Origin of the sequence: Hymenobacter sp. CRA2 (genome assembly GCF_002007105.1) — a bacterium.
GTDB lineage: Bacteria > Bacteroidota > Bacteroidia > Cytophagales > Hymenobacteraceae > Solirubrum.
In genome coordinates this window covers 310,426-324,030 of the sequence record NZ_MVBC01000002.1, presented here as the reverse complement: position 1 = coordinate 324,030, position 13,605 = coordinate 310,426, and the positions used below count along the sequence as shown (strand labels likewise).

General features: G+C 63.6%; 7 protein-coding genes. 3 read left to right on the top strand and 4 right to left on the bottom strand.

The window, feature by feature from the left end; all coding sequences use genetic code 11:
• The 3 genes from B0919_RS05095 (at nucleotide 1) to B0919_RS05085 (ending at nucleotide 3,684) form a co-directional block, all read left to right on the top strand.
• The gene (locus tag B0919_RS05095) at nucleotides 1-360 is read left to right on the top strand and encodes a winged helix-turn-helix domain-containing protein (RefSeq protein WP_078011138.1); all 360 of its coding nucleotides are present in this window, start codon (nucleotides 1-3) and stop codon (nucleotides 358-360) included.
• Between the two features lie 128 nt (nucleotides 361-488).
• Nucleotides 489-3,125, top strand: a complete 2,637-nt coding sequence (locus B0919_RS05090; RefSeq protein ID WP_078011137.1) for a TonB-dependent receptor — start codon at nucleotides 489-491, stop codon at nucleotides 3,123-3,125.
• A 16-nt stretch (nucleotides 3,126-3,141) separates the two neighbouring features.
• Entirely contained in the window at nucleotides 3,142-3,684 is a 543-nt protein-coding gene (locus tag B0919_RS05085) for a hypothetical protein (protein WP_139361920.1), read from the top strand.
• Between the two features lie 124 nt (nucleotides 3,685-3,808).
• Here the strand turns inward: B0919_RS05085 and B0919_RS05080 are convergent, their stop codons facing one another.
• From B0919_RS05080 to B0919_RS05065, 4 genes are all read right to left on the bottom strand, one after another.
• Nucleotides 3,809-6,382, bottom strand: a complete 2,574-nt coding sequence (locus B0919_RS05080; RefSeq protein ID WP_078011135.1) for an outer membrane beta-barrel family protein — start codon at nucleotides 6,380-6,382, stop codon at nucleotides 3,809-3,811.
• Nucleotides 6,383-6,983: 601 nt separating this feature from the next.
• On the bottom strand, nucleotides 6,984-9,464 hold the full coding sequence (locus B0919_RS05075) for a TonB-dependent receptor (RefSeq protein WP_078011134.1): 2,481 nt from the start codon (nucleotides 9,462-9,464) through the stop codon (nucleotides 6,984-6,986).
• A 151-nt stretch (nucleotides 9,465-9,615) separates the two neighbouring features.
• On the bottom strand, nucleotides 9,616-10,059 hold the full coding sequence (locus B0919_RS05070) for a MarR family winged helix-turn-helix transcriptional regulator (protein WP_078011133.1): 444 nt from the start codon (nucleotides 10,057-10,059) through the stop codon (nucleotides 9,616-9,618).
• Nucleotides 10,060-10,607: 548 nt separating this feature from the next.
• Nucleotides 10,608-13,259, bottom strand: a complete 2,652-nt coding sequence (locus B0919_RS05065; RefSeq protein WP_078011132.1) for a gliding motility-associated C-terminal domain-containing protein — start codon at nucleotides 13,257-13,259, stop codon at nucleotides 10,608-10,610.
• Nucleotides 13,260-13,605 lie beyond the last annotated feature (346 nt).

Genomic DNA, 13,605 nt, shown 5'->3' with positions numbered 1-13,605 from the left:
ATGAAACAACTCTTACCCGACCCCGCCCAGTTTCGCGTCAACGGCCGCCTCTGGATTGAAGGCCCAGCGGACCGGTTTCTCGGCATCGGCCGCCTGGAGTTGTTGCAGCACATCCGGACGCAGGGCTCCATTTCCAAGGCCGCCCAGGCCATGAATATGTCCTACAAGCGGGCCTGGGAGTTGGTTAGCTCCATGAATACGCAGGCCCGGGAGCCACTGGTGAGCACCCAAACCGGCGGGCAGCGCGGCGGTGGCGCCCACCTGACCGAAGCCGGCGTGCAGGCCGTAGCCGAGTTCGAAGCGCTGCAACAGCGGTTTCAGGAGTTTGTAACGCAGGAAACAGCCCGGCTGCGCGGCTGACGCAACCCCCGGCCGGGCGTTTCGTTATGTTTGCTCGGAAATAACGCATTGGGTGTCTACCCGCACTGCGCTGTACTTTTCGGGTGCACCCGGGTGGGCTGCGCTGGAGCCTGCTTCACGGGGAACCGATGAACTTACTGCTACGCTGGTGGCGGCCCGCTGCCGCTGTTTCATGCCTGACCACCTGGCCCGCCACGGCTGCCGTGGCCCAGGCAATACCGCTCGCCAACCAAGTCGCGGCGCCCGATACGGCCCGCCGCGCACCTATTGGGCTGAGCGAAGTGGTGGTGGCAGCCTCGCGGGTGGAGGAAAGCATTTTACAGTCGCCCGTGACGGTGGAGAAGCTGAACGCCCGGACCCTGCGCCTGACGCCGGCACCCTCGTTTTTCGACGCCATCGAGAACGTAAAGGGCGTGCAGGTGATTACGCCCAGCCTGGGCTTCAAAGTCATCAACGCCCGCGGCTTCGCCAATACCACCAACGTGCGCTTCGCCCAACTCGTGGATGGCGTCGACAACCAAGCGCCGCACATCGGCGGGCCCATCGGCAACGCGCTCGGGCCGAGCGACCTGGACATTGCCGCGGTGGAAATCGTGCCGGGCACGGCCGCTGCGCTTTACGGGCTGAACGCCATCAACGGGCTGGCCAACTTCACCACGAAGAACCCCTTCAGCTCGGAGGGGCTGGGCGTGCAGCAGAAAACGGGCGTCAATCACCTCAACGACCCCAACAGCGGCGCTAAGCTCTACGCCGAAATCAGCCTGCGCTACGCCCAGGTACTCAGCCCAAAGTGGGCCTTCAAACTCAACGGCACCTATACCCGCGGCTACGACTGGATTGCCAACGACCTAACGGACCTGTATCCGCAGGGTAACGCCACCACCGGGCTGCCCGGCGGGCCTACCAACCCCGCCTACGACCCCGTCAGTGGCTACGGCAACGAATCGTCGGACCGCTCCACACTTACGCTGGGCGGCAAGAGCTACGTGGTGGCGCGCACCGGCTACCGCGAACTGGACGTGGTGGATTACCGCCTGCAAAACCTCAAAGCCGACGCCGCGCTGCACTTTCGGCCCAATGCGCGCACTGAGTTGAGCTACGCGTACCGGGTGGCTGAGCTAGACAACGTGTACCAACGCTCCAACCGTTTCCGCCTCGCCGGCTACACCCTGCAGCAACACGCCCTCACGCTGACCACGTCCGTGGTGCAGGCGCGCGCCTACTTCACCCGCGAAAACACCGGCCAGAGCTACAATCTGCGCAGCATGGCCGAAAACCTGGACCGCAGCTTCAAGCCCGACGCGCAGTGGAACCAAGACTACACCGCCGCCTGGAATGCCGCCGTGCAAGCCGGCCAGCCGGTGGCGCAGGCCCACGCCACCGCCCGCACCGCCGCCGACGTCGGCCGTCTGCAGCCCGGCACGCCCGAGTTTCGGCAGCGGCTTCAGGAACTGGCCGACATCAACAACTGGGACCAGGGCGCCGCCCTGCGCGTGAAGGCCGACCTCATCCACGCCGAAGCCCAGGTGGACGTGGCCCAGGCCCTGCGCAACGGCGTTCTGCCCACGCTGGCCACCTGGCTGGACCTGCGCGCCGGCCTCGACCACCGCACCTACGTCATCGTGCCCGACGGCAACTACTTCATCAACCCCGAGCCGGGTAAGGATCAGTTCAGCAACCTGACCTACAGCAAAACCGGCGGCTTCGTGCAGGCCGGGGCGCGGCTGTGGCAGCAGCGCCTGCGCCTCACCGCCACGCTGCGCGCCGACAAAAACGACTACTTCGCCGTGCGCTTGAACCCGCGGCTGACGGCGGTATTCTCGCCCACCGCGCGGCACCACTTCCGCCTGAGCTACCAGAGCGGCTACCGCTTCCCGAGCTTGTTCGAGGGCTTTTCGAACGTCAACAGCGGGCAGGTCAAGCGCATCGGCGGGCTGCGGGTGATGTCGAGCGGGGTGTTTGAGAACAGCTACCTGCGCAGCAGCATCGACGCGTTCAACGCCGCCGTGACGGCCGGCATCAACGCCAATACCAGCTCGGCCCCGGCGGCGGAAAAGCGGCGGCTGGCCATAGCGCAAAACCAAGGTCTGCTGCAGAAAAACCCCTATACGTATTTGCGGCCTGAGCACATCCGCTCCCTGGAGCTGGGCTACAAGGCGGCCCTGCTGCCCGGCGGCCGCCTGCTCCTCGACGTGGACTTTTACTACAACCGCTACCAGGACTTCATTGCGCAGGTGGAGGCCTACGTGCCCAAAACCAACAACCCCGACTCGGCCGCCATTTACCTCAGCAACCGTGCCACCCAGAACCGCTACCGCCTCTGGACCAACTCCCGGACGCGCGTGTACAACTACGGCGGCTCGGCGGGCCTGCGCTACGAGCTGCCCGACGGCCTGCTCGCCGGCGCCAACCTCACCTACGCCCGCCTCGACCGCACTCAGTCCGGCGACGGGCTGGAAGACGGCTTCAACACCCCGCGCTGGATCTACAACCTGAGCCTGGGCCACGATAATGCCTTCCGCAGCTTGGGGTTCGGGCTGAACTACCGCTGGCAGCAGCGCTACTACTCCCAGACCTTCCTCGTCAACGGCTACGTGCCCGCCTACCACACCCTCGATGCGCAGCTGAGCTACACGGTGCCCAAGCCGGACCTGCGCTTCAAGCTGGGCGCCACCAACGTGCTGAATCAATACTACGTGTCCTTCCTGGGCGGCCCGAGCGTCGGTGGCTTGTACTACCTCACGGTCACGTACGGGCTGAATTGATGTTATGCTACTTCGAGTGACTGTTGCTGCCGCTTTGTTGGCTCTGCTTGGCTGTCAAAGCAAACCCACCCCATCAGCAGAAGCGGATATTGTCGCCGTGCCTAAGTCTCTAAAAACCTTCAGGGATAAGGTTGACACTGCAATGGTGGCCGTGCTCCCTTACGATCATGAGCGGGATAAGTACCGGCTAAAGAATGCGCAGGCCTCCGGCCTTAACCTTGAGGAAATAGGTTTGGTAGACAGTTTGTTGCAGGTATGCATTGCTGAACATAACCGACTACAAAGCATAGAGTTGCGGGGCATGCGGCAGGCGCGACCCGATATTCCCTGGGACTCGACACAATTCCTGATTACACTGCCAAACTACCGGCGTCAATTGGTGCCTTATCTTAACGCAAAAGGCGAAAAGGAGGTATGGGTGAATTGTTTCTGTGACAAAACTCCTTACTGGCGGAAAGACATTGTAGATGTCGACGACGGGGGAAACTGCTTCTTCAACCTGAAAATCAACTTGCGCAGAAGGTCTTGGTTTGACTTAATGGTAAACGGCGTGGCCTAGCCCGCCAAAGTCCGTCGAAGCACTGCTGCCGTTTCATCGGTTGACGTGTTCTTCACTCACTTGAGAACCGATTGGAGTTAGCAGCAATGCCTCGACGGGCTCAGCCGGGCCAGGGGCAGCGTGGTCACCCGTTGCCGCCGCCGCCCTGCTTCTGGTCGTCGTTCTGAATGCTCTTTTTCGGGCGGCTCGGCCCGTTGTCCAGCTTGCCGAAGCGGTAGCTGAAGCTCACCCGGATCTGCCGGTTGTAGAAGTAGGCGTTGTTCACCGACTCAAAGCTGGGCGAAGACAGCTCGTTGCGGAAAGCCAGGATTCGGTTGAAGGGGTTGATGACCGACACCACCACGTTGGCCTTCTTGTCCCAGAATTCCTTTTTGGCCCCCAGGCTGTACATGCGGTAGCCCGAGGTGCGGCCCTGCAGGGCCACCTGCCGGGAGTTGCCGAAGGCGAAGAACTGCGCGCTCCAGCCTTTCTCGAACTGCCACGAGGAGTTCAGGTTGAAGTTGAACATGCCCCCGCTATTCGACAGGCCCAAGGCCGGACTGTTCACCTGCCGCCAGTACACGTTCACGTTGCCGCTCAGGCTCCACTTGGGTGTCAGCTTGGTCGAGCCGAAGGCCGAGAGGCCGTAGCTGGAGTTGCGCGCTAAGTTGCGGTAGGTGGTGTAGAGGATGCGCGTGGTGTCGGCCGTGGGCAGAATGTCGCTGCCGGGTACCAGCCGCGCCACGCTCTCGATGGCGTTGTTGGTCTGCCGCCAGTAGCCCGAGAAGGTCACTGAGCTTTTCTTGACGAAGGTGGTGTAGGTCAGCTCGTAGGCGTCGGTCAGCTCCGCGTTGAGGTTGGGGTTGCCGGCCGATACGTTGCGCCGGTCCGAGGTGTTGATGTACGGGTTCAGGTACCAGATGCCAGGCCGCTGAATGCGCCGCGAGTAGCTCAGCTTCAGCGTGTGGTCGGGCGTCACCGTCCAGGCGGCCTGCACGTTGGGCGCCAGGTTGGTGTAGTCGGTTTGCAGCTGGGTGCCGCTGCTCAGGAACTTGCCGTCGATGCGGGTGTGCTCCAGGCGCGCCCCGCCCTTGAACGTCCACTTCTTGCCCAGGGCAAAGCCGTAGGAGGCGTAGCCGGCGTACACGTTCTGGTCGTAGCCAAATTCATTGGAGCGGGCCGGCACCGGGCGGTAACCGCGCCCGTCCAGGCTGTCCGCGTCGATGCGGTAGTCGCTGTCGACATGGCGCATGATGGTTTTCAGGCCCGTTTCCAGCGTCTGGGTGCTGTCGATGGGCTGCACGTAGTCGGCCTGCAGCGTGATTTCGCGGTTACGGCTGTCGTTGAAGCTCTTCTCGCGGTAGTCGGTGTACTCGCCGCGTTGTTGGTCCAGCTGGTAGCGCGTATGGCCCGCGTTCAGGCTGTAGAGGCCCAGCACGCTCAGCTCCTGCTTGGGCTTGGCCAGCGTCTTGGTGTAGCCGAAGTTCACGTCCACGTTGCCGTTGCCGTCGCGCGTCTCGATGTCGCGGTTGTATTCGTCCACGAACAGCCGGCGCTGGGCACTTTCGTCGGTGCGAAACAGCTGGTAGGACGTGAATTGCGAACGGTCGTTGACGTAGGCGCGGTAGTTGCCCTGCACCCCGAAGCTGAGCACGTCCTTGGGCGTCAGGTCGTAGTCGATGCCGAGCTGGCCCCAGCCGCCCAGGCCCATGTTGGTGAAGCGGCCCGTCTGCTGCAGCTGGCTCTGGGTGGTGTCGGAGAGGTAGTCAGTGCGGCGGCCCACGCTGCGCGCCAGGTTGTAGAAGGGGTTGGTGCCCAGGCTGCTGTTGATGCCCAGCTTGCCCTTGCGCCGGTTCAGGTTCACGCCCACGAAACCGTTGCGGTTGCTCACCCCGGCGTTGACGTTGCCGTTCATGCCCTCCAGGGTGCTCTTTTTCAGGATGATGTTCACCACGCCCGCCGTGCCTTCCGCGTCGTACTTGGCCGAAGGTGCCGTAATCACCTCCACCGACTTGATCTGGTCGGCCGGAATCTGCTTCAGCGCCTCCGCTAGGTTGGTAGCCAGCAGGGTAGAGGGCTTGCCGTTGATGAGCACCCGGATGTTGGAGGAGCCGCGCAGCTGCAGGTTGCCGTCGAGGTCCACGGTGAGCAGCGGCGCCTTCTGCAGCACATCCGCGGCCGTGCCGCCGGCGTTGGTCAGGTCCTTGTCGGCGTTGTACACCAGCCGGTCCACCTTGCTTTCCACCAGCTCCCGCTCGCCCGTTACTTTCACCTCGCCCAGCTGGGTCGTGGTGGTGGCCAGCAGCACCGGCGGCAGCTGCAGCACCGGCTGCGCCGTCGTTACGGTCACTGCCTGCCGCTGCGGCTGGTAGCCCACGAAGCTGACCGACAGCGTGTACTCACCCGCCGGCACGTTGCGCAGCTCGAAGTGGCCCTTGTCGTCGCAGGCGCTAGCCAGCACGGCCCGCTCGGTGCCTTTGGCCAGCAGGGCTACCGTGGCAAACTCCACCGGCTCTTTGGTGGTGGCGCTCTGCACCGAGCCCGTAATGCGGCCGAGAGACTTCGCTTCCGGGCTGGCCTGAGCCGGGGCCGGCGTGGCGGTTTGGGCCAGCAAAGGCCCAGCGCTCAGCAACAGGCCCAGCGCGACACCGGCAGTGCGGCCACGGGAACTGTTAACGAATGAAGACGCTGAGAGCTGAGCAGGAGTAGGTGTCGACATCGGAAACGGTGTGATTTAGTACGAAATGTTTCGTATATAAAGCGCAAAGGTTGACTTAAGCCCGCAAGGCCGGGCAAGCTTGAAATCAGAAGTGGGGTGGAGCTGGCAGCGGGCTGGCGTTTAGCCGTGCTGCTTCTTCTGAGACAAGGACCACGCTGTATCGTGGCAGTTGCATATAGCCAACGAAAAAATTCGTAGAAAATTCATTTGGTTAATAATCATGATGTTATTGGCATAAAGGATTCATTGATCAAGTGAAAAGTAGCAGGAACAATCACGCGCCATCAGGTTAGCGCGATTGAGAAGTTAGAGTTACAGCTAGCTCCCCTCCTCAGTTGAGGAGGGGCTGGGGGTGGTTGAAAGGCTAGGATTAAGGTTATTATCCGATGTCAGCACGCGAGATGTCTCGGCTTCGCTCGACATGACGTTCCTGTTTGGTCGTTCTGGCTTTTCAACCACCCCCAACCCTCCTCATCCGAGGAGGGGAGCTAGCCTTGGCTTTGGTAGTGGAACCGTTCAGTTGCTGTACCTAGAATCAGTACACCGGATCAGCTTCGAGCATACGTGCTCGAAGGCATAACCTGACAGCGGCGAATAATCCCTAGCTGCCGCCGGCGCGACGCTTCTCGTCCTCAGCGCCGCTGCCCCGGCGCTTGGTCGGGGCTACCTTGTCGTTGCCGAAGCGGTAGTTCAGCGACAGGGTCGCCACCCGCGACTCGTAGCGCTGGAAGAAGCGTTCCGTGTACGTATCGAAGCTCACCGTCGAGCGGTTCTTGTTGGTGAAGAATACGTCCGTTACGTTCAGCTTCACGGTGGCTTTGTTGTGCCACAGGCCTTTCTGCACGCCCACCGACACCTGCCCCTGCGGGCGGCTCAGGAAGTACGCGTAGCGCTCCGCCGATTGGTAGGTGGCGTTCAGGTCGGCCTTCCAGTCGTGGCCGAGCACGAAGGTGCTGTTGCTGCTCAGGTTGAAGGCCGGGCGGCCGGCGTTGAGGCGGGTGCCCACCAGGTTGCCCACGAAGCGGCTATAGTAAAACACGCCGTTGTTATACACGCTCCACCACTTGGCCAGCTCCACAGGCGCAGTCAGCGTCAGGGCGTAGTTGTACTGGTAGTCCAGGTTTTCCGTGGTCGATTTCACGATGCGGCTGTTCGGCGCCTCCGGCTGCACCGTGCCCACGATGGGGTTCCGGGTGACGGCGTAGCTCAAGCCCACGCTATACTTCTGCCGGAAGGTATGGGTCAGCTCCACGTTGTAGCTGGTCTGGGGCCGCAGGTTGGGGTTGCCGGCGCCGTAGGTGGAGGCATCGATGTAGCTGCGGAAGGGGTTCAGCTGCCCGTAGGAGGGCCGGTCGATGCGCCGGCTCAGCGACAGGCTGGTTTCGTGCTTGTCGGAGAAGGTGTGCTTGGCCGCTGCACTCGGGAAGAACTGGAAATAGTGCCGATTGAAGCGCCCCGAATCGGCCTCGGGCTTGCCGATGGCATTGGTCTGCTCACCGCGCAGGCCGGCCTGCAGCGTCCACTGCGGCAGGGTTTTGTTGAGGCTCACGTAGCCCGCAATGATGTTTTCGTCGTAGCGGAAGCGGTTGGAGCGGTTCGGGTCACGCTGCAGCACTTCCACGTTGCCCGGCGTCACGGGCACCTGAAACAGCAGGTCGTTGTCGGCCTTCACCCAGCTAATTTTGCCGCCGGCCTCCAGCCGGGCCGTCTTGCTCAGCGGGCTGGTATAATCCGTCTTAACCGACTGAATAGTCAGCAAGTTATGCTGGTCGCTGGTGAGGCGGTCCAGCGCTGGGGCGGGGTAGGAGAAGCGCGTGTCCAGCAGCTGCGTGCGCCTCGCATCGTAGCGGGCGTAGTCGGCGTCGGCCGTCAGCTCGTGGCCGCCGAGCGAATCCTGGAAAGTGTGCCGGAAATTTGCGTTCAGCGAGTAGTTGGGCAGCGTGCCGTTGCGCCGGTTGTCGGAGTGAAAACGGCTGGTCAGCGAGTCTTCGGCCGGGTTGAGCCGGCGCGGGGCAAAGATTTCGCTGTCGTTGCTGCCCTTGCTGTCGGTATCCAGGGCCAGGCCGTTGGCCACCACGCCCATCACCGTGCGCTCCGACAGGTTGTAGTCGAGGCCGAGCTTCCAACTGTGCGAGCGGCCGTGGCCCACGCTGCTGTTGTCTTGGTACGAGCGGCCGGTGTAGAGCTTGGCGGCGTCGGCCTGCCGGAAAAAGTCCCGGTTGATGGTTAGCGCGCTCCAGTTGCGGCGGTCGGCAAACGTGTAAGTGCCGAACACGTTCAGGTTTTTGCGCCGGTGGTTCAGCGACACGCCCGTGGTCAGCTTGCCGTAGCGCCCGTAGCCGTAGCTGGCGTTAATGGACCCGTTGGTGCCCAGCTTCTGGTCCTTCTTGAGGTTGATGGCAATGATGCCGGCCCCACCCTGGGCGTCATACTTGGCCGGCGGGTTGGTTATCAGCTCAATGCTCTTCACCTGATCAGCCGGCAGGCCGCGCAGGTAGTCGGCCAGCTCGGTGCCCGTCATGGGCTGGCGCTTGCCGTCGATGAGCACCAGCAGGCCCTGTCGCCCGCGCAGGGCCAGATTGTCGTTGTTGTCGACGGTGACGCCCGGCGAGCGGCGCAGCACGTCCAGTGAGGTATTGCCGGCCGAGAGCGGCGAGCCTTCCACGTTCACCACAGTGCGGTCGGCCAGGCGCTCAAACACTGGTTTCTGGCCCACCACCTGCACTTCCTTCAGCTGGGTAGCCGCGCTAGCGGCCAGCGTCAGCGCCGGAAGTACGACTTTCTCGCCCGCTACCTCAAACGGCCGGGACCACTGCCGCCCGAAGCCCACCTGCGAGGCCGATACTACATACTGCCCGCCCGGCGCCGACTCGAACGTGAACTGGCCTTTGTCATCGCTAAATTCGGTTTTAACCACCGTCGAGTCCTTGGCCCGGTGCAAGGTCACGGTAGCGTAGTCGATGGGCGCGCCGGCGGCACTGCGCACGGCACCGCTCACGGCCGCTGGTGCCTGGGCCTGGCTCGAGTAGGAGATTCCCAGGCCCAAAAGCAGCGCCGGGGCGGAGTAGAGAAGCGTTTTCATAGCTAAGAAAGGCTGGAACAAGAGGTAGGGAAGTGCGGGGCGGCAGCGGCAGCGAACTGGCGCAGAGTTGATACGAATATTTTCGTAATAAACATACGAAGTGTTTCGTATTGGCAATGCGCCAAGTGAAAAAATCAGCAGTTGGCCTTACCTAATCAGGGCGTTGGGCAGCAGCGGCACAGTTGGCGGCAATGCGTTCGAGCAGGGGGCGCATTAGGGCCAGTTCCTCTTCCGAAATGCCAGCCAGAGCCACCGCGCGGTTGCTGAGGATGATGGGCTGCACGGCGTCGAGGATGCGCTGGCCTTGCTCGGTCACGCGCAGCTGGCTGCGGCGGCCGTCGTGGGGCAGGGGCACGGCCGAGAGCAGGCCGCGCTTGGTGAGCAGCGCCAGAATGCGGGCCACCGAGGCCTGGTCCTTGAAGACGCGCTCCGCTATTTCGTGTTGGGTCATGTCGTCGTGCTCCAGCAGCACCTGCAGCACCAGCCACTGGTCGATGGTGATGTTGATACCGGCCCGGTCGATGGTTGCCTGAGCCATGCGCCGGTAGCTGCGGATGGAGCGGTCGAGGGCGTAGAAAATGATGGAGGAGAGCATGGCAAGCAAGTTTCGCAGCAAAGACTATGATGTATCATAAAGGTTGCAAAAATGCGAGAATCTGCTTGCGGATGATAAGCAGTAGGAAGCATAGCTTTTCGCGCGAATGTCCGATTTTAGAATCCGGAGCTGCTACTGTTTAATCAATAGCCAATGATGGTGCCATTTGTGCAATCGGTTGATTGCTAAATGCTTATTAAGAGGTGCATGGCTTAAGCCTCAGGCAAACACGTCCGGAATCGGACACTCTGTTCGAAAATGTGCCAGCCAAGGTAAGTGGATGCGAACAGTGCGCCTTCGCATGGCGCTGCCGCAGGCTGGCCCCAGCCGTGAAAGCTGCGTCCGTTGCTGTTGGGGGCAGTCGGAGCCGAGCACTCGGGTGGGCCGCACGCCAAAAGAACGTCCTGCTGCACCCCGTCGAAGCCTCCCTGCCGCTTCGGCGTTCGGGAAATATGCTTTGAGGGAGTGCCGCAGGACGGTCTGAATGCAGCCGGGGCCGCCTTAGCGAGCTACGGTCTGCAGACTACAGGACTGCCCGCCGGGAGCGGTTAGCGTGCGAGCGTGACGGTGCCTTTGACCACGCGCTCGGTCGGCTCGCAATCGGTGGAATAACGCCAGAGGTAGTAGTATACGCCCTCCGAAGCGCCCTCGCCGGTCCAGAAATTATCGGCTTGGGTAGTGGTGAAGACTTCGCGGCCCCAACGGTTGAAAATCTGCAGGCGGAACGTGCGCGGGTATTGCAGCCGCAGCGCAAACACGTCGTTGAGCCGGTCCCCGTTGGGGGTGAAAATGTTCGGTATTTCCAGCGGCTGCTGCTGCTCGATGCGCACCTCCGTGGGCCCCGAAGTGGCCGCGCACCCGTTGCGCAGCACCCGCAGTCGGTACCAGCCCGGCTGCTCGGCCTGGTAGGTAGCCTGCCCGTTGCCCGTCGGCAGCGGCTGCCAGCTGCCGTTGGGCAGCGCGGCGTACTGCCAATCGTAGCGGGTGCCGGTGGGTTGGGGCTGGGCCACGCTGAGCTGTCCGCTTAATTGGCCGCACCGCAGCACCAGCGGGCTGCTGGGCGTTAGGGCAGGCGCGGCCACGGGCGCGACGACCACCGCTACCGAGTCGGCGGCGCGGCAGGCGCCGTTGCCGGCTTCGTAGTACAGCACGTGTCGGCCCGGGCCCGCGGTGCTAGCCGTGAACGTGCCCTGCTGAGTATTGGTGATGCCTCGGCCGCGCCAGGTACCGCCGGCCGGGCTGGCGGCCAACTGCAGCACCGTATCGGTTCGGCAGAGCGTGACCGGCGGCGTGAGCACCCGCACCGGTTGCGGACGAATCAGGATACTGAGCGTGTCCTGCCCGTCGCAGGGGCCGCCGGTAGGCAGACGGTACGTGAGCCGGTGCCGCCCCGGGCCCGCGGCGGCAGAGCTGAAGCTGCCGGTAGCCCCATTGCTAATGCCAGGGCCGCTCCAGGTGCCGCCAGCCGGCGTAGCGCGCAGCTGCAGCACCGTGTCGCGGGCGCAGGTAAGGCTGGGCACGGTGCTCAGGATGCGCACCGCCGCCGGGCGCACCACAATGCTGAAGGTGTCCTCGTTGCCGCAGGCAATGCCGGCCGGCAGCCGGTAGGTGATGAGGTGGCGGCCCGGCCCCGCCGCCCAGGTGCGGAAGGTGCCCGTCTGGGCATTGGTGATTCCCGGCCCCGACCACGTACCGCCCGGCAGGCTGGCGCTCAGGGCGAACGTGGTGTCACGAGCACACGTGAGGGCCAGCGCCGCCGGGCGACTGATGCGCAGACGTGGCGCCACCGTTAAGCGCAGCGTGTCGCGGAAGGTGCAGCCCCCGGCCGCCAGCTCGTAGATAACTTGGTGGGTGCCCGGGCCGGCCTGCGCCGGATCAAACTGCCCGGTTTGCCCGTTGCGGATGCCGGGGCCCGCCCAGGTACCGCCCGTGGCGGTGGCTTGCAGCACCACGGCCGGATCATCGGAGCAGAAGGGGCCAGCGGGCTGCACGGCGGGCGCCCACTGCACGAAGGCCTGCCCCGCGTTCGAGAGGCGGCCCGGGGCGCCCAGAATAAAGTTGTTGCTGTGATGATCCACGCCCACCCAGGTACCGAGCCCGTCGCCGGCGCGGGCCTGGGGCGCGTAGTAGCGCCGCCGCAGCTGCCAGCTGCTGCCGGCCAGCTCGTAGCGGTACACCACGCCGGCTCCGCCACCGAAGCGGTTGTCGAAGTTGTTGCTTATCAATAGCATACGGGCATTCATGGCCATGCTAAAGCCAAAGCGGCCGGCAGTGCCGGGGCTGAACAGCGTCTGCCTCAAGTGCCAGCCGGTGGCCGTCCGCTCGTAGATGCGCACGCCGCCATTCATGTCGGCCCCGATGGCGGCGTAGTTGCCGTGGAGCGCGACGCTGATGCCCACCCGGCTGCCGCGGGGGTAGTTTTCTACCTGCGCCAGCCGCCAGGTGCCGGCCGCGTCGCGGTGGTAGAAATGAGCCGCCGACTGCCCGAACCCGAACGCGTCGAGGGCGCCCACCACGAGGTTGTCGCCTTCAATAGCTACGCTGTAACCGTAGTCGTAGCCGTTGTCGGGGCCGGTGGGGGTGAGGGTAGCCACCAGCGTCCAGGGCTGGGCGGGCACGGCCGGCTGCCGAAACACGTACGCGGCGAAATTCTGGGTACCGTTGTAGCTGCAGCCCACCACCACGTCGGTGCCGCTCTTGGCCAAGGACCAGCCGAAGGCGGAAATGGTGCTGCTGGGGTTTGCCAGCAGGCCCGTTTGGACCCACTGCGTGCCCTGCCGGGTGTACACATACACCACGCCGCGGCCGTAAGCGGGCGTGTTGGCTCGGGTGTAGTTGTCGGCCGCTACCAGGGCGGTGTTGTCGTCGATGTAAACGTGGTGGCCGAAAGCATCGAAAGGTACGGTGCCGGGGGCGCTAAGCGTCTGGCGGTGCACCCACACGCCCCCTACGTATTCGTAGATGTCCGCCTTGCCGGGTACCGGGCCGCCCGCGTCGGCATCGCCGCCCACAATGGCAAACCGCTCGCTCACGCTGGCCCGCGCTCCGAAGAAGCTTTGCTGCCGGGGCGTGGGGGAATCCAAGGCGAATAAATCACACGTCGGCGACTGGGCCTGGGCCGGGAAGCTCCACGCGGCCAGCAGCAGCCAGAACCCAAGTAGATGCCACAGTCGGGCCGGTAGCTGGTAAACATCAGCCATACAAATAGAAAGGCAGGAAGGGCAGCGGGATGGTGGCTGCCAAGTAGGTAATAATGTCCAGCGTAAAGGTAGCCAGGACCGCCGCTACGGCGCACGCATAATTAGTCATTCCCCGACCAGCCGGGGCGTGTGCATCTGCAGAATTCGTTCGTTGCAGCAGAGGTCTGGGCGGTGGGCACTTAGCCTGAGGTTACCGTTTCGTGGCGACTGGCCGCTTCCGTAACTGGCCTTGGGTTTCTAAGGGGCAGGCTCAGCTGTTTTGGGCCGCGGCCGTAGGGGTGGGGGTCACGGTTTGCGCCCACCGACGTAAACCACCTGGCCGGGACACTAACATGCCGGCTGGCTT

Excerpts from the sequence above, each read along its gene's own strand:
- B0919_RS05095 (WP_078011138.1), top strand. The coding sequence starts at position 1 with ATGAAACAACTCTTACCCGACCCCGCCCAGTTTCGCGTCAACGGCCGC.
- B0919_RS05090 (WP_078011137.1), top strand. The coding sequence starts at position 489 with ATGAACTTACTGCTACGCTGGTGGCGGCCCGCTGCCGCTGTTTCATGC.
- B0919_RS05080 (WP_078011135.1), bottom strand. The coding sequence starts at position 6,382 with ATGTCGACACCTACTCCTGCTCAGCTCTCAGCGTCTTCATTCGTTAAC.
- B0919_RS05075 (WP_078011134.1), bottom strand. The coding sequence starts at position 9,464 with ATGAAAACGCTTCTCTACTCCGCCCCGGCGCTGCTTTTGGGCCTGGGA.
- B0919_RS05070 (WP_078011133.1), bottom strand. The coding sequence starts at position 10,059 with ATGCTCTCCTCCATCATTTTCTACGCCCTCGACCGCTCCATCCGCAGC.
- B0919_RS05065 (WP_078011132.1), bottom strand. The coding sequence starts at position 13,259 with ATGGCTGATGTTTACCAGCTACCGGCCCGACTGTGGCATCTACTTGGG.